The sequence below is a fragment of the Brevundimonas sp. genome, from assembly GCF_027484365.1.
Taxonomy (GTDB): Bacteria; Pseudomonadota; Alphaproteobacteria; order Caulobacterales; family Caulobacteraceae; genus Brevundimonas.
Genome location: NZ_JAIXTC010000006.1, coordinates 15,274 through 30,033, shown reverse-complemented (window position 1 = coordinate 30,033; position 14,760 = coordinate 15,274). Strand labels below are relative to the sequence as shown.

The following is a 14,760-nucleotide window of genomic DNA, read 5'->3' as shown; positions in this document are numbered from 1 at the left end:
GGCCGTTCGCACGTCCCGACATCGGCTGACCCACGCCATATGACAAAACAGTAAGGTTCGTCGCCTTGCCGCCCGCCCCCTCGCGTCTAAGGTGCTCCGTCCCAGTTTCCGGAGCGCCCCTGCATGCGTCGTTCGCTGAGCCTCACGGCCGCCCTTCTCGCCTCCTCCATTCTCGGAACCTCCGCCCTGGCCCAGACCGCGCACACCCCGCCCAATCCGCCGCTCGTCGAGGGCGGATTCGCCACCTCTGACGCAACCGACCCCTATCTTTGGCTCGAGGAGGTCGAGGGCGACCGCGCCATGGCCTGGGTCAACGAACACAACACCCGCTCGCTGGGCGTGCTCCAGGGCGACCCCCGCTACGACGGCCTGCACGAACAGGCCCTGGCCCTGGTCCAGGCCCGCGACCGCATCCCCGCGCCGGGCTTCACCCACGACGGCCATATCGACAATTTCTGGCAGGACGCCACCCATGTGCGCGGCATCTGGCGGCGCACGACGGTCGACAGCTACCGCACCGATGCGCCGGAGTGGGAGACCATCCTCGACCTCGACGCCCTGTCGACCGCCGAGGGCAAGAACTGGGTCTACAAGGGCGCGTCCTGCCTGCCGCCCGAAGAACGTCTGTGCCTGATCTCCCTGTCCGACGGCGGCAAGGACGCGGTCGTGGTGCGCGAGTTCGACTCCGTGTCCCGCACCTTCGTCGAGGGCGGTTTCGAGCTCCCGGAATCCAAGGGTGGCGCGTCCTGGATCGACGCCGACACGCTTCTGATCGCCCGCGACTTCGGCGAGGGCACCCTGACCTCCTCGGGCTATCCGATGATCGTCAAACGGCTGAAGCGCGGCCAGTCGATCGACCAGGCCGAGACCCTCTTCACCGGCCAGCCCTCCGACGTTTCGGTCGGCGCGGGCACGCTTCGCGATGCCGACGGCGTGATCAAGGCGATCCTGATCAACCGCGGCGTCAGCTTCTACGAGGGCGAGACCCACGTCCTGAACGCGGACGGGACGACCACCCGGCTGCAGCTGCCGGCCAAGTCCGACATTGACGCCCTGGTCCAGGGCCAGCTGGTCGTGACCATCAAGGAAGACTGGACGGCGCCGTCCGGGCAGGAATTCAGGACCGGGGACGTCGTCGCCTGGACCCTGGACGCCTGGCTGGCCGATCAGACGGCCCCCGCTCAATTGATCATCCGTCCGGGCGCCCGCGAGTCGGTCGAATCCGTCACAGCCACACGCAACAGACTGGTCGTGGCCCTGTACGAAAACGTGCGCGGCGCGGCCTATGTCTATACGCCGAACCCGACCGGCGAATGGGCCCGCACCCGCCTGGATCTGCCCGCGAACTCGACCGTGGGCCTCGGCTCAGCCTCGGAACAGGACGATCGCATCTTCGTCAGTGTCGCCGGCTACCTGTCGCCCTCGACCCTGTCCCTGGTCGACGCGGCCACCGGCCAGATGGCCCAGGTCAAGTCGATCCCGGCCAAGTTCGACGCCTCCGGCATGACGGTGGAACAGTTCGAGGCCCGCTCGGCCGACGGCACCATGATCCCCTATTTCGTGGTGCATAAGACCGACATGCCGCTGGACGGCTCCAACGCCACCCTCCTGTACGGCTACGGCGGCTTCCAGGTGTCGCAACTGCCCGGCTATTCGCCCACGGTCGGCAAGCTGTGGCTGGAGCGCGGCGGCGTCTATGTCGTGGCCAACACGCGGGGCGGCGGCGAGTTCGGTCCCAACTGGCACGAGGCGGCCCTGCAGCAGAATCGCCAGCGCGCCCACGAGGACTTCCAGGCCGTCGCCCTCGACCTGATCGCCCGCAACATCACCTCCCAGCCCCACCTCGGCGTCATGGGAGGGTCGCAGGGCGGCCTGTTCATGGGGGCGATGCTGACCCAGCGTCCGGACCTGATCAATGCGGCGGTCATCCAGGTGCCCCTGTTCGACATGTTCCGCTTCCACCGCCTGCTCGCCGGCGCCTCGTGGCGAGCGGAGTACGGCGACCCGGACATTCCGGAACAGCGCGCCTGGATCGGTGAATACTCGCCCTACCAGAACCTGCGCGCGGGCCAGCCCTATCCCGAGGTCTTCATCCATACCTCGACCAAGGACGACCGCGTCCACCCGGGCCACGCCCGCAAGGCGGCGGCGCGTCTGGAGGCCCTCGGCTATCCGGTCCTGTTCTACGAGAACACCGACGGCGGCCACGCGGCCGGCGCCAACCTGCGCGAAACGGCCCGCCGCATCGCGCTGGAATACACCTATCTCTCGCGCCGCCTGATGGACGCGCCGGCGCAGGAATAGACTCCATCCATCCGCTCATCCCCGCGAAAGCGGGGACCCAGTGCTTTCACGCATCGGCGGCTGGGATGAGCTCTGTCTTACCTCGGGCGGCGCCGATCGCCCACAGGACTGGTCCCCGCTTTCGCGGGGATGAGCGGAGAGTTTCGATGCGTATCCAATCCCTGATGGCGGCCACCGCCCTGATGGTCTTCGCCGCCCCCGTCCTGGCCCAGACCACCCCGCCGCCGCATTTCCCGGCCGACCTGTCGCCCGCCGGCGTCCGGGCCGCCGACGATCATCTGGCGCTGGAAGAGGTCGAGGGCGCCGAGGCCATGGCCTTCGTCCGGGCCGAGAACGAGCGGTCCCTGGCCGCCCTGACCGGCGACCGCCGCTACGAGACCTTCCGCGCCGAGGCCTTCGACATCCTGTCCTCGACCACCCGGATTCCGGGACCGAGTTTCCTCGGCGACGGGATCGGCAATTTCTGGCAGGACGCGGCCAATCCCAAGGGCCTCTGGCGGCGCACGACGCTGGACAGCTATCGCACCGACGCGCCGGAGTGGGAGACCCTGATCGACCTAGACGCCCTGTCCCGCGCCGAGGGCCGGGACTGGGTGTGGAAGGGCGCGCGCTGCCTCGCGCCGGATGAAACACGCTGCCTGATCTCCCTGTCCGAAGGCGGCAAGGACGCTGTCGTCGTCCGCGAATTCAACACCCGGACCAGGGAATTCGTCGAAGGCGGCTTCATCCTGCCCGAGGGCAAGCACCGGCTGGAATGGTTCGACATCGACACCCTTCTGGTCGCTACCGACTTCGGTCCCGGCACCCTGACCGAGAGCGGCTATCCCTTTATCGTCAAGGGCCTGAAGCGCGGCCAGACCCTGGCCGAGGGCGTCGAGATCTATCGCGGCGACATCTCCGACGGCGGTTACGGCGTCAGCCCCTCGGTCTTCCGCGACGGCGCGGGCGCGGTCCAGGCGGTGATCATCAACCGTCCGCTCGATACCTTCCGCTCCGAGACCTGGCGCATCGTCGGCGGCACGGTGGTCAAGCTGAACTTGCCGGAGAGGGTCGCCGTCCACGGCGTTCAGAACGGCAATCTGATCTTCGGCATCGACGAGGCCTGGTCGCGTTTCGGGGGAAAGCCCGAACCAGAGGGCTCCCTGATGTCGGTCCCGCTCGACGTCCTGGGTCGTCCCGAAGCCGGGCCCCCTTCGCCAGACAGCAATCCCGAAGTTGTCTTCACGCCGACTGCCCGCCAGTCTGTGCAGGACGTGGCGGTGCTCGATGACGGGCTTGTTGTCGGCGTTTCCGACAATGTCGTTGGAACCTTGCGTCGCTTCGCGTTCGATGCGCGTACGCACCGCTGGAGTTCCTCCGGAGTAGAGGTCCCCGCCAACAGCGCTGTCGGCATCGGCGATGTGTCGCGCGGCTCGGGCCGGATATTCGTCTCGACCCAGGGCTTCCTGACGCCGCCGACCCTCAGCCTTCTTGCCGCCGGCGCGGACGCCCTGACCCCGCTCAAGGCGGCCCCGGCCATGTTCGACGCTTCCACCCATGTGGTTGAACAGTTCGAGGCGACCTCGACCGACGGGACGAAGGTCCCCTATTTCGTCGTCCGGCCGATCAACGCCCCGATGGACGGCTCCACCCCGACGATCCTGTTCGGCTACGGCGGTTTCCAGGTCTCCTTCCCGCCCGCCTACAAGCCGGAACTGGGCAAGCTGTGGCTCGAGAACGGCGGCGCCTATGTCGTCGCCAACATCCGCGGCGGCGGCGAGTTCGGCCCGGCCTGGCACCAGGCGGCCCTGCGCGAGCACCGCCAGCGCGCCTTCGACGATTTCGCTTCGGTCGCCCGCGATCTGGAACAGCGCGGCGTGACCTCGCCGCGCCGCCTCGGCATCTACGGCCGCTCCAACGGCGGGGTCCTGACCTCGGTCTCGATCACCCAGCATCCGGAGCTCTACAACGCCGCCGTGATCGAGAGCCCGCTGATCGACATGCTGCGCTACCCGGACCTGCCGGCCGGCGCGTCCTGGATCGGCGAATACGGCGACCCGCGCATCCCCGGCGACGCCGCCTTCATCAGCCAGTATTCGGCCTACCAGCGGCTGCGCCCGGACGCGGACTATCCGCGCCTCTACATCACGACCAACACCCGCGACGACCGTGTCCACCCCGGCCATGCGCGCAAATTCGCCGCCCGTCTTGGCGACCAGGGTCACGACCACCTCTATTACGAGGAGACCTCCGGCGGTCACTCCAACGACGCCGACCCGGTCGCCAACGCGCGGCGCTGGGCCCGGCACTATGTCTATCTCAGCCAGCAGCTGATGGATTAGCGATCCTCCCCCATAGGGGGAGGGGGACCGCGAAGCGGTGGAGGGGACCCAGGCCAGACACGGTGTGTGCGGCTGGCCCCCTCCGTCACGGCGCAAAGCCGCGCCGCGCCACCTCCCCCGGCGGGGGAGGGATGAGGTTCACGCGAATATGAGGCGCGCGCCGTCGCCGACCCCGCTAGGACTCCGACCCATGAAGGTCAGGGGCATCATCGTCGCGGGCGTCGCCGCCCTGGGTCTGCTCGGCGCGGTCGGTTCGACCGCCCAGCCGGCCGGCGCGCGCTCCGTTCACCGCGATGCCCCGCCTCCCGAGCCGGTGGTGGTGGAGCTGTTCACCGCCCAGGGCTGTTCCGGCTGTCCCGCCGCCAACCAGGTGGTCGAGGGCCTGGCCGAGGAGCCGGGCGTCATCGCCCTGACCTACGCCGTCGACTACTGGGACTACCTCGGCTGGCCCGATACCTTCGCCAGGCCCGAGTTCGCCCAGCGCCAGCGCGACTATCAGACCGCCTTGCGTCTGCGGAATGTCTATACGCCCCAGGTCGTCATCGACGGCCGTCGCCAGGTCTCCGGCGCCGAGGGACCGGCCGTCCAGGACGCCGTCGACGAGGAGGCCGCCCGCCGCGTCTTCCCGCCGCAGGTCCAGTTCCGCGAGAGCGGCGATCAGGTCGGGGTCGGCTCCGGCCGTGCGCCCGCGGGCGGCGCCGACGTCTGGGCCGTGGCCTATCGCCCGGGAACCCAGACCGTGACCGTGGCCGGCGGCGACAACCGGGGCCGCGCCGTGCGCCACGTCAATGTGGTTCAGAGCCTGACGCGGCTCGGCGAATGGACCGGTCGCCCGATCCTGCTCGACCTGCCCGAGGCCGCCGATCCCCAGGACAAGGTGGTGGTGATGGTCCAGTCGCGCGGGGACCTCCGCATTCTCAGCGCAGCCACACGCTAGGCGCGTCCCGAATCCGGGACGTCGGCGCACTTGGCGCCCCGGTCAGTTTCGGTCACTGTCCCCGCCAGTTTGATCGTCGCTAATGGCGATCCGTCGTCATCCCATGGCGGCGCTGTAGGGGGAGTAAAGATGGTTGAGCGCGCGGGTCGGGTCGTCGGGGGACAGGCCCCCATCGCCGCCGCGCTCGCTATCGCCGTCTCGGCCATCGGCCTGACGGCGGCGCCGGCCGGATCCCAGGTCCGGTCGGGGCCCTCCGCCCCCGACCCTGACCTCGAAGCCCGCGCCATCACCCAGATGGTGACCGCCGCCGAGGTCGCCGCCTGGGCCCGCGAACGCCGCGACGCCGAGGCCATGATCGTGGCCGCCCGCATGCTGGGCGACATCCGCACCCGCCGCGAGAACGGCGACGAGCCCTTCCTGACCCATCTGGTCCTGCTGGAGGAGGCCGAGACCTTCGCCCGCGGCGACCGGGACCTGCTGGACGAGATCTCGCGCGAGCGATCCCCGGACAAGGGGGTTCGCGCCTCGCCCTTCGGCGCCGGGCCCATCGTGGTGGTGCGTCGCCTGCGCGCGCGCGAGACCTACAGTTTCACGGTCGAGGCGCGGCGCAACGAGGTCCTGCGCGTGGCCGCCATCGGCGATGGCGACACGAATATCGACCTCGCCCTGAGGGACCAGAACGGCGCCGTCATCTGCTCCGACGGTTCACGCGACCACTATCCCGTCTGCACCGTCGCCCGTCCCCAGGCCGGTCCGATCCGCATCGAGATCGTCAACCGCGGCGAGGTCTGGTCGCGGGTGCAGATCCTGACAAACTGACCAATGGGTCTCCTCCTTGTCGCGCAGCGATGGGGAGGTGGCAGCGAGCTCTTCGCGAGCTGACGGAGGGGGCGACACGGTCCTACCAGTTGACCCTCACCTGCAATATGACCTCGCCCCCTCCGTCACGGCGCTGAAGAAGCGCCGCGCCACCTCCCCATCCTGCGGACGGGGAGGAGAGATCAGGCTCCGGCCTTGACCGCGAAGCTCCAAGCGGCCTTCGCCAGCGGGCCCACCTGTTTCGACGTCTCGATCGCATGCGCCGAAGAGGCCGTGCCGTCGCGCACCCGCCCGGCGATTCCCTGACAGATCGCCGCCAGCCGGAACAGGTTGTAGGCCATCAGCCAGTCGATGTTCTCCGGGGCCCCCAGACCGCTGCGCGCCACATAGCGGTCGACCGTCTCCTCGATCGTCGGAATGCCAAGCGCGGGCAGGTCCAGTCCGCCCAGGCCGTTGCGCACGGTCGGCGGCAGGACCCAGCCGATCAGCAGATAGGAAAAGTCCGCCATCGGATCGCCGAGCGTCGACAGCTCCCAGTCGAGAACGGCCCGCACCTCGGGTGCGTCGGTGGCCATCATCAGATTGTCGAGACGGAAGTCGCCGTGGACGATCCGGGCCGGCCCCTCGGGCGGCAGGCCCTGCGGCAGCCAGTCGATCAGCCGGTCCATCTCCGGGATCGGATCGATCTCGGAGGCGCGGTACTGTTTGGTCCAGCGCCCGACCTGACGCGCGAAATAGTTGCCCGGCTTGCCGTAGTCGCCGAGCCCGATCTCCGCCGGATCAAATTTATGCAGATCGGCGAGCGCATTGATCTGGGCCTCGAAGATGGCCCGGCGCTCGGTCGGTTCCATCCCGGGCAGTTTCAGGTCCCACAGGACCCGTCCCTCGACCTTGCTCATGACATAGAACATCGAACCGATGACGCCATCGTCCGTGCACAGGGCATAGGGGCGCGCGACCGGGTAGCCCTGCCGGTACAGGGCGGAGGTCACGGCGAACTCGCGGTCCACGGCGTGGGCCGAGGGCAGCAGAACGCCCGGCGGCTTCCGACGCAGCACATAGGCCGCGCCCGGCGTGGTCAGCTCATAGGTCGGGTTCGATTGTCCGCCCTTGAACTGCCGGATCGTCAGTGGCCCGGCATAGCCCTCGACGTTGGCGGACATCCAGGCATCCAGCGCGGCCTCGTCGAGCCGGTAGCGGGGATCGACCTCCCGCGTTCCGGAAAAGGCGGCCTGGGGATCTGTGGCGATATCGGTCATTGCGCGGCGACAATGGCGGCCTTGACCGCGCGATGCCAGCCCCCCAGCAGGGCTTCACGCTGTCCGCCCGACATGCGCGGGGTCCACACGGCCGGAGCCTTCCCGTTTTTCGGCTCCAGGTCCTCGATCAGCCCGACGCCGAGGGCCGCGAGCCGTGCGGCCCCCAGGGCCGTCATCTCCTGGAAGGCCGGCCGTTCGACCGTCACCTCGCAGATGTCGGCGACGAACTGCATGGCGAAGGCGTTGGCCGTCACCCCGCCGTCGACCTTCAGCACGCTGAACGGCGGTGCCCCGTCTTTCGCCAGAGCATCCAGCAGGTCGCGCGTCTGATAGGCGAGGGCCTCCAGCGCCGCCCGGACGAAATGGGCGGGTCCGGTATCGCGCGTCAGTCCGATCACGGCCCCGCGTGCCTCCGGTTCCCACCAGGGCGCCCCCAGACCCGTGAACCCCGGCACGAGATAGACCCCGCCGTTGTCCGGCAGGGTCTGGGCCACCGCCTCGGACTGGCGGCTGTCGGAGATCATCCCGACCCCGTCTCTCAGCCACTGGATCGCCGACCCGGCCGAGAAAATGGACCCTTCCAGCCCGTAGGCCACGGTCTCCCCGACCTGATAACCGAGCGTGCCCAGCAACCGGCTCGAAGAGGCCACGGGCGTGGCGCCGACATTGGCGACCAGAAACGCCCCGGTGCCATAGGTGATCTTGGCGTCGCCGGGCTTCAGCGCCCCGTGCCCGACGAGGGCCGCCTGCTGGTCCCCCGCTGAACCCGTGATCGGCAGGGCGCGGCCGAACAGGGCCGCATCGCTCTCGCCCATCCGGTCCGCGCAGCCGACGATCCGGGGCAGGGCGCCTTTCGGAACATTGAACAGGTCGCACAGGTCGTCGCGCCACGCGCGTGTCTTCAGATCCATCAGGGAGGTGCGGCTGGCGTTGGTCGCATCGGTGACGTGGCAGGCCCCGTTGGTCAGCTTCCAGACCAGCCAGGAGTCGATCGTCCCCAGCCGGACCTCGCCCCGGACCGCCCGCTCCCGCGCGCCCGGCACGGCGTCCAGCAGCCAGGCGAATTTGGTCGCCGAGAAATAGGGATCGAGGATCAGGCCGGTCGCCGCCTGGACCATGGCCTCCTGGCCTTCGGCGACCATCCGCGCGGAGACGTCGGCGGTCCGCCGGTCCTGCCAGACGATGGCCCTGTGCAGGGGCTCCCCGGTCGCGGCGTCCCACAGGACCGAGGTCTCCCTCTGGTTGGTGATGCCGATGGCGGCGAATCGCCCGATGCCGCCGGCCTTGCTGATCACCTCGCGGCAGGTCTGCAGCGTCGCGGCCCAGATCTCGGCGGCATCATGCTCGACCCAGCCAGACCGGGGGAAATACTGTTCCAGCGCGATCTGGCTGACCGCCACGGGATGCAGCCCCCTGTCCGCCCGCAGCTCGAAGGCGATGGCCCGGGTCGAGGTCGTGCCCTGGTCGATGGCGAGGATCAGTGGCGTCATGGCGGGATGCGTTTCCATCGTTTTCCCCACCTTACGCGGACGAACGGGATCGGGTTAAGTGACTCTCATGTCCGACCGCACCGCTTCCTTCGAGGGCGTCCTCGACGCCGCCCGCCAGATCGCCCCGGCGGCGGTCCGCACCCCCCTGATCGAGAGCCCCGCGCTCAACGAACGGATGGGCGGCCGCGTCCTGCTGAAGGCCGAGACCCTGCAGGTCGCCGGGGCGTTCAAGTTCCGGGGCGCCTACAACCGGATCAGCCGCTTCACCGCCGACGAATTGACTGCCGGGGTCGTCGCCTTCTCGTCGGGTAACCATGCCCAGGGCGTGGCCGCCGCCGCCCGGATGATGGGCACCCACGCGACCATCGTGATGCCGGCCGACAGCCCCGCCATCAAGATCGCCGGGGTCAAGGCCTTCGGCGGAGAGGTCCGCCTCTACGACCGCTGGAAAGAAAGCCGCGAGGAGATCGGCGCCCAGGTGGCGCAGGAGCGCGGCTCCGTCCTCGTCCCTCCGTTCGACGATCCCTATGTCATTGAGGGCCAGGGCACGACGGCGCTGGAGCTGCTGGATCAGGCCGGTGGCCCCATCGATCAGCTTCTGTGCTGCTGCTCCGGCGGCGGACTGATGGCCGGCATCAATCTGGTCATGGAGGCCCGCAGTCCGCAGACCACGACATGGGCGGTCGAGCCCGAGGCCTATGACGACACCGCCCGCTCCCTGGCCGCCGGCGAACGGATCGGGCATCCCGTCGGCCCGCCCTCGATCTGCGACTCGCTCCAGACTCCTGTTCCGGGCGTCCTGACCTTCCCGATCAACCGACGCGTCCTCTCCGGGGCTCTGGCGATCAGCGACGCCGAGGCCGCCGAGGCCGTCGCCTATGCCTTCCGCACCCTGAAACTGGTGGTCGAACCCGGCGGCGCCGCGGCCCTGGCCGCCGTTCTCGCCGGCAAGATCGAGACGCAGGGGCGCACCACCGCCGTCATCCTGTCCGGGGGCAATATCGACCCCGGCCTGTTCGCCGACATCATCGAAGGCCGGTTCGTCCCGGCGACCCAAGAAGGAGCCGCCGCATGACCAAGACCTCAGACCTCCAGTCGCTCATCGGGACCGAGATCGGCGTCTCGAAATGGATTCTCGTCGACCAGGCCCGGATCGACGCCTTCGCCGAGATCACCGAGGACCGCCAGTTCATCCACATCGATCCCGAGGCGGCGAAACAGACCCCGTTCGGCGGCACCATCGCCCACGGCTTCCTGACCCTCAGCCTCGCCTCGGCCATGTCCTACGACGCCGTGGCGCCGCTGGACGGGGTGGTGATGGGCGTCAACTACGGCTTCGACAAGCTCCGCTTCCTCGCCCCCGTCCCCGCCGGCTCCAGAATTCGCGGCCGTTTCAAACTGCTCTCGGCCGAAGACAAGGGCTCCGCCGGAGGCGTCACCCGCTGGCTGCTGAAGCATGAACTGACCGTCGAGATCGAAGGCGCCGACAAGCCTGCCCTGATCGCCGAGTGGCTGGGCATGCAGATGGTCGGCGGCTAACCGGATTGAATTGGACCATTGATTGGTCCATTGTCCATCCATGACCCAGGTGCCGATCTCCGAAGCCAAGGCGCAACTCACCGACCTGGTCCGCCGGGCGGAAGGGGGCGAGACCGTGGTTCTGACGCGCCACGGGCAGGAAGTCGTCAGACTGACGCCGATGAGGGTCTCTTCTGAACTCAAGGTCAGGCGCCTGGCAGCCATCCGCGCGGCCCAGGCTGCGGTCGCTGGTCAATTCCCGGCAGATTTCGACGCTGCTCGCAGTCAGGATTTCCTGTATGATGAGGATGGGTTACCCGCTTGATCGCGGTGGACACGTCAGCTCTGGTCGCCGTCCTGGCCAACGAGCCCCTGGCCGAGAAATGCGAGGACGTCCTTGTTTCGAACGTCTTGCTGATGTCGGCCGCCACCCTGACGGAATGTCTGATGGTCGGCTCCCGCCCCGCGTTTCAGGGCCGGATGCCTGGGCTGATCGAGGCGTTAGCCATTGAGATCGTCCCGGTCACCGAAGGGTTCGCCAGGCTGGCGGCCGCGACCCATCTGCGGTGGGGAAAGGGACGACATCCGGCGCGGCTGAACTATGGCGACTGCTTCAGCTACGCCGTGGCCGACTTTCACGACTGCCCCTTGCTTTACGTCGGAAACGACTTCGCTCAGACCGATATCCGCAGCGCCCTGGCCTGAATCCAAAGACTACCGGAACGCCGCCAGCCGTTGGTCCAGCTTCGCCCGGACCGCCGGCCATTCCTCTGCCAGGATCGAGAAGATCACGGAGCTCCGCACCCGGCCGGTCCAGGTGATCTTGTCATCGCGCATGACGCCTTCGCGCAACGCGCCCAGTCTGGTCACCGCCGCCTGGCTGCGCAGGTTCAGCTGATCGACCTGGAAGGCGACACGGTTGGCTCCGGCGGCGAAGGCATGCTCCAGCAAAAGCCGCTTGGCCGCCGGGTTGATCGCTCCGCCCCGGGCGTCGGGCCGATAGTAGGTGCAGCCGATCTCGACCGTGCGGGAGTTCGGATTGATGTCGATGAAGGCCGACACCCCAACGACCTCGCCGTCCCTGATCACCGCGAAAGGAAGCCAGGTTCCCGCCGCCTGGAACCCGCGCAGCCGGGCCCAGCTGCCGTCAAACTGGTCTCCGCCGAACGAGATCGAATAGAGGGTCGGCCACAGCTCCGGATCGGCGTCGCAGGCCAGACGCAGCGGCTCCCTGTGACGGTCCTCGAACGGCTCCAGCCGGACGAAGGTATTCTCCAGAACCGCCGGCTCGAGCTTCATTCCCCCAGACACCTCAGCGCCACTTCCAGATTGCGCAGGCCGTCCTCGCCGGTCACCGCCGGGGTCTCGCCGGTGCGGATGGCGTGGGCGAAGGCTTCCAGCTCCTTCTTCAAGGGCTCGTTGGGCCAGCTCATCACGCCGCGCGTGGAGTAGGAGCCGTCGGGCTGCTGGCCGAAATACTCGGTGACCTGACGGGTCATCAGGTCGGCGACGACGAACTTGGACTGGGTCGCGACCTGGAGGGTGCGGGTCTTGTAGGGGGTGACCCAGTTGGTGGTGATGTGGGCGATCACCCCATTCTCCAGCCGGAACTGGAGCAGGGCCGTGTCCTCGCGGTCGGCGCGGGTGCGGGCCAGCTGCGGCTGGACCTCGGCGATTTCGGAGCCGGTCAGATGCCGGATGATGTCGATGTCGTGCACGGCCAGATCGATGACCACCCCGACCTCGCCCATGCGGGGCGGGAAGGGACCCACGCGGGTGATCTGGATCGAGATGACGTCCTCGCCCTCGATGGCGCGCTTGACCGCCTCCACCGCCGGGTTGAACCGCTCGACCTGACCGACCATCAGCACACGGTCGTTGGCCCTGGCGGCGTCGATCATCCGCTGGGCGTCGGCCACGGTTGCGGCGATCGGCTTCTCGACCAGCACATGGACCCCGGCTTCCAGCAGGGCCACGCCGAGGTCGGCATGGTGGCGGTTCGGCGTGGCGATCACCGCGGCCTCCAGTCCTCCCGCGACGAAGTCGGCGGCTGTGGTCACGGCCTGGGCGCCGTAGGCCGAGGCGACACCCTCGGCCACCACGGCGTCGGGATCGAAGACCAGGGCCAGGTCGATCTCGCGCATCTCGGACAGGACGCGGGCGTGGTTGCGCCCCATGACGCCGGCGCCGGCGACGCCGGTCCGGATCGGTGCGAGCAGGTGGGTCGGGTTCATGGCGATCAGCCCTTGTAGGATGCGACGGCGGCGACGATCCGGTCCTGGGTCGCCTCGTCCAGATCGGAGTGCATCGGCAGGCTGATGACCACCTTCATCTTGGTCTCGGTGACCGGCAGGCCCTGCGGCCCGCGCGGGTGCATGTCATAGGCGGGCTGCAGATGCAGCGGGATCGGATAATAGACCGCCGACGGCACGCCCTGGTCGCGCAGATGGGCCGCCAGACCGTCCCGGTCGGGATGTTCGATCGTGTACTGGGCCCAGTTGGAGACATTGCCGGCCGGCAGGTGGGGAACCGCCGCGACATGGGGCGCCAGCAGGTCGTTGTAGCGGGCCGCGATCCGCGTGCGCCATTCGATCTCCTCGCCGAAGACCTTCAGCTTCTCGATCAGGACGGCGGCCTGGACGGTGTCGAGGCGCGAGTTCATCCCGACCCGCATGTTCAGATATTTGGTGTCGTGCTCGAAGGTCCGGCCGACGAGGTCCTTGGCCACCGCCTTGCCGTGCACGCGATAGCTGTCGATCTCCTGGGCCAGGTCGTCGTCGTCGGTCAGGACGGCCCCGCCGTCGCCGTAGCAGCCCAGGGGCTTGGCCGGGAAGAAGCTGGTCGTGGTCACATCGGCCCATTTCAGCGGGTGGTCGCCGTCGATGGTGCAGCCGAAGCCCTGGGCCGAATCCGCGATCAGTTTCAGACCGTATCTGTCGCAGATGGCCTTGATGGCCGGATAGTCGGCGGGCTGGCCGAACAGGTCGACCGCGATCACCACCCGGGGCTTCAGCCGGCCCTCGGCGATCGTCGCCTCGATGGCCGCCTCCAGGTGGCCGGGGTCCATGTTGTAGGTCTTCGCGTCGATGTCGATGAAGACCGGGGTCGCCCCCAGCCACGGCACGACCTCGGCGGTGGCGCAGAAGGTGAAGGAGGGCACGAAGACCGCATCCCCGGGCCTCAGCCCCCAGGCCATCAGCGGCAGGGCCAGGGCCTCGGTGCCGTTGGCGCAGCCCAGGGCGTGTTTCGCCCCGCCGAACGTCGCCAGGGCCTGTTCGAACTCGCGCACGGGCGGGCCCATGACATAGGCCCCGCTCTCGACGGCGGCCATGACGGCGGCCTCGATCTTGCCGCCCAGACGGCGGCGCTGGGCCTGCAGGTCGATGAAGGCGATGCTCATGGGGAACCTCTCTCGAAACGGGGCGGCGCGGAACCCGGATCAGGGAGCGGGCCTTCGAAGGTGGTGGCCGTCTAACCCGGCGGACGCCGTAACGCCAAATCCGGCAGGGTCACTTCGCGTTGCGCCTTGCAACGGAGGCTTCTATCCAGTCTCCCATCGAACCGGGAGACGACCGCCTTGACCATCGCCCCGACGACCCATCCCGCCGTCTTCCTCGATCGTGACGGCGTCCTGATCACCGACAGCGGCTATCCGCATCTGGAAGAGCATCTGGTCCTGATCCCCGGCGCGGCCGAGGCCGTCCGACGTCTGAACGCCCTCGGCTATCTGGTCGTCATCGTCACCAACCAGTCCGGCGTGGCGCGCGGCCTGTTCAGCATCGAACAGATGGAGGCGTTCAACACCCTGCTCGTCCGCCGTCTGATGGCGAAGGGGGCCCGTATCGGCGCCGTCTACGCCTGCCCCTTCCACAGCGAGTCCGATGACCCCCGGTGGTTCCACCCCGATCATCCGGACCGCAAGCCTAATCCCGGCATGATTCTGCGCGCTGTCGCCGACCATGACATCGACCCGTCCCGCTCCTTCCTGATCGGCGACCGGCAGTCGGATCTGGAAGCCGCGCGTCGCGCCGGCATGCCGGGCTTCCTGTTCGAAGGCGGCAACCTGGATCATTTCGTCCGCGACCTGCTCGGCGCCTGACGCAATTCGCTGG

At 68.6% G+C, this 14,760-nt stretch carries 14 protein-coding genes; 9 read left to right on the top strand and 5 right to left on the bottom strand.

Translation table 11 applies throughout. The features are described from left to right. Window positions 1–123: 123 nt before the first annotated feature. The 4 genes from Q0044_RS01640 (at window position 124) to Q0044_RS01620 (ending at window position 6,381) form a co-directional block, all read left to right on the top strand. Window positions 124–2,304 (top strand): prolyl oligopeptidase family serine peptidase, encoded by a 2,181-nt coding sequence (locus Q0044_RS01640; protein ID WP_298158669.1) that lies wholly within the window; start codon window positions 124–126, stop codon window positions 2,302–2,304. 146 nt (window positions 2,305–2,450) lie between these two features. Beyond that, a complete protein-coding gene (locus Q0044_RS01635; protein WP_298158667.1) occupies window positions 2,451–4,625 on the top strand; it encodes a prolyl oligopeptidase family serine peptidase in 2,175 nt (724 codons plus the stop codon). A gap of 190 nt (window positions 4,626–4,815) precedes the next feature. Further along, entirely contained in the window at window positions 4,816–5,562 is a 747-nt protein-coding gene (locus tag Q0044_RS01625; protein ID WP_298158665.1) for a DUF1223 domain-containing protein, read from the top strand. 129 nt (window positions 5,563–5,691) lie between these two features. Beyond that, entirely contained in the window at window positions 5,692–6,381 is a 690-nt protein-coding gene (locus Q0044_RS01620; RefSeq protein WP_298158661.1) for a hypothetical protein, read from the top strand. A 182-nt stretch (window positions 6,382–6,563) separates the two neighbouring features. Here the strand turns inward: Q0044_RS01620 and Q0044_RS01615 are convergent, their stop codons facing one another. Next, on the bottom strand, window positions 6,564–7,640 hold the full coding sequence (locus Q0044_RS01615; RefSeq protein WP_298158658.1) for a phosphotransferase family protein: 1,077 nt from the start codon (window positions 7,638–7,640) through the stop codon (window positions 6,564–6,566). Continuing rightward, window positions 7,637–9,130: a glycerol kinase GlpK gene (gene glpK / locus Q0044_RS01610; protein ID WP_298158655.1), complete on the bottom strand. Its 1,494-nt coding sequence runs from the start codon at window positions 9,128–9,130 to the stop codon at window positions 7,637–7,639. Before glpK ends, Q0044_RS01615 begins: the two co-directional genes overlap by 4 nt. A gap of 67 nt (window positions 9,131–9,197) precedes the next feature. On the opposite strand from glpK, the gene Q0044_RS01605 reads away from it, so the two are divergent. Genes Q0044_RS01605 through Q0044_RS01590 form a run of 4 tightly spaced genes read left to right on the top strand, consistent with a single transcriptional unit; the run spans window position 9,198 to window position 11,353 of the window. Further along, on the top strand, window positions 9,198–10,205 hold the full coding sequence (locus Q0044_RS01605; RefSeq protein ID WP_298158652.1) for a threonine ammonia-lyase: 1,008 nt from the start codon (window positions 9,198–9,200) through the stop codon (window positions 10,203–10,205). Beyond that, window positions 10,202–10,669, top strand: a complete 468-nt coding sequence (locus Q0044_RS01600) for a MaoC family dehydratase (RefSeq protein ID WP_298158649.1) — start codon at window positions 10,202–10,204, stop codon at window positions 10,667–10,669. Before Q0044_RS01605 ends, Q0044_RS01600 begins: the two co-directional genes overlap by 4 nt. Window positions 10,670–10,709: 40 nt before the next feature. Further along, window positions 10,710–10,973 carry a type II toxin-antitoxin system Phd/YefM family antitoxin gene (locus Q0044_RS01595; protein WP_298158646.1) on the top strand — a complete coding sequence of 88 codons (264 nt, stop codon included), beginning with the start codon at window positions 10,710–10,712 and terminating at the stop codon, window positions 10,971–10,973. Between the two features lie 5 nt (window positions 10,974–10,978). After that, window positions 10,979–11,353 carry a type II toxin-antitoxin system VapC family toxin gene (locus tag Q0044_RS01590; RefSeq protein ID WP_298158752.1) on the top strand — a complete coding sequence of 125 codons (375 nt, stop codon included), beginning with the start codon at window positions 10,979–10,981 and terminating at the stop codon, window positions 11,351–11,353. A 9-nt stretch (window positions 11,354–11,362) separates the two neighbouring features. Here the strand turns inward: Q0044_RS01590 and Q0044_RS01585 are convergent, their stop codons facing one another. From Q0044_RS01585 to Q0044_RS01575, 3 genes are read right to left on the bottom strand one after another with little or no spacing between them, the layout of a single operon-like run. Further along, a complete protein-coding gene (locus tag Q0044_RS01585; protein ID WP_298158644.1) occupies window positions 11,363–11,947 on the bottom strand; it encodes a GNAT family N-acetyltransferase in 585 nt (194 codons plus the stop codon). Next, complete coding sequence (locus Q0044_RS01580; RefSeq protein WP_298158641.1) at window positions 11,944–12,882, bottom strand: Gfo/Idh/MocA family protein; 939 nt, start codon at window positions 12,880–12,882, stop codon at window positions 11,944–11,946. The genes Q0044_RS01585 and Q0044_RS01580 overlap by 4 nt, the downstream gene beginning before the upstream one ends. A 5-nt stretch (window positions 12,883–12,887) precedes the next feature. Next, window positions 12,888–14,048: a DegT/DnrJ/EryC1/StrS family aminotransferase gene (locus Q0044_RS01575; protein WP_298158638.1), complete on the bottom strand. Its 1,161-nt coding sequence runs from the start codon at window positions 14,046–14,048 to the stop codon at window positions 12,888–12,890. Window positions 14,049–14,225: 177 nt separating this feature from the next. Here Q0044_RS01575 and Q0044_RS01570 point away from each other — a divergent pair, with 177 nt between their 5' ends. Further along, window positions 14,226–14,747 carry a D-glycero-alpha-D-manno-heptose-1,7-bisphosphate 7-phosphatase gene (locus Q0044_RS01570; RefSeq protein WP_298158635.1) on the top strand — a complete coding sequence of 174 codons (522 nt, stop codon included), beginning with the start codon at window positions 14,226–14,228 and terminating at the stop codon, window positions 14,745–14,747. The last annotated feature ends 13 nt before the right edge of the window (window positions 14,748–14,760 follow it).

Excerpts from the sequence above, each read along its gene's own strand:
- Q0044_RS01640 (WP_298158669.1), top strand. The coding sequence starts at position 124 with ATGCGTCGTTCGCTGAGCCTCACGGCCGCCCTTCTCGCCTCCTCCATT.
- Q0044_RS01635 (WP_298158667.1), top strand. The coding sequence starts at position 2,451 with ATGCGTATCCAATCCCTGATGGCGGCCACCGCCCTGATGGTCTTCGCC.
- Q0044_RS01625 (WP_298158665.1), top strand. The coding sequence starts at position 4,816 with ATGAAGGTCAGGGGCATCATCGTCGCGGGCGTCGCCGCCCTGGGTCTG.
- Q0044_RS01620 (WP_298158661.1), top strand. The coding sequence starts at position 5,692 with ATGGTTGAGCGCGCGGGTCGGGTCGTCGGGGGACAGGCCCCCATCGCC.
- Q0044_RS01615 (WP_298158658.1), bottom strand. The coding sequence starts at position 7,640 with ATGACCGATATCGCCACAGATCCCCAGGCCGCCTTTTCCGGAACGCGG.
- glpK (WP_298158655.1), bottom strand. The coding sequence starts at position 9,130 with ATGACGCCACTGATCCTCGCCATCGACCAGGGCACGACCTCGACCCGG.
- Q0044_RS01605 (WP_298158652.1), top strand. The coding sequence starts at position 9,198 with ATGTCCGACCGCACCGCTTCCTTCGAGGGCGTCCTCGACGCCGCCCGC.
- Q0044_RS01600 (WP_298158649.1), top strand. The coding sequence starts at position 10,202 with ATGACCAAGACCTCAGACCTCCAGTCGCTCATCGGGACCGAGATCGGC.
- Q0044_RS01595 (WP_298158646.1), top strand. The coding sequence starts at position 10,710 with ATGACCCAGGTGCCGATCTCCGAAGCCAAGGCGCAACTCACCGACCTG.
- Q0044_RS01585 (WP_298158644.1), bottom strand. The coding sequence starts at position 11,947 with ATGAAGCTCGAGCCGGCGGTTCTGGAGAATACCTTCGTCCGGCTGGAG.
- Q0044_RS01580 (WP_298158641.1), bottom strand. The coding sequence starts at position 12,882 with ATGAACCCGACCCACCTGCTCGCACCGATCCGGACCGGCGTCGCCGGC.
- Q0044_RS01575 (WP_298158638.1), bottom strand. The coding sequence starts at position 14,048 with ATGAGCATCGCCTTCATCGACCTGCAGGCCCAGCGCCGCCGTCTGGGC.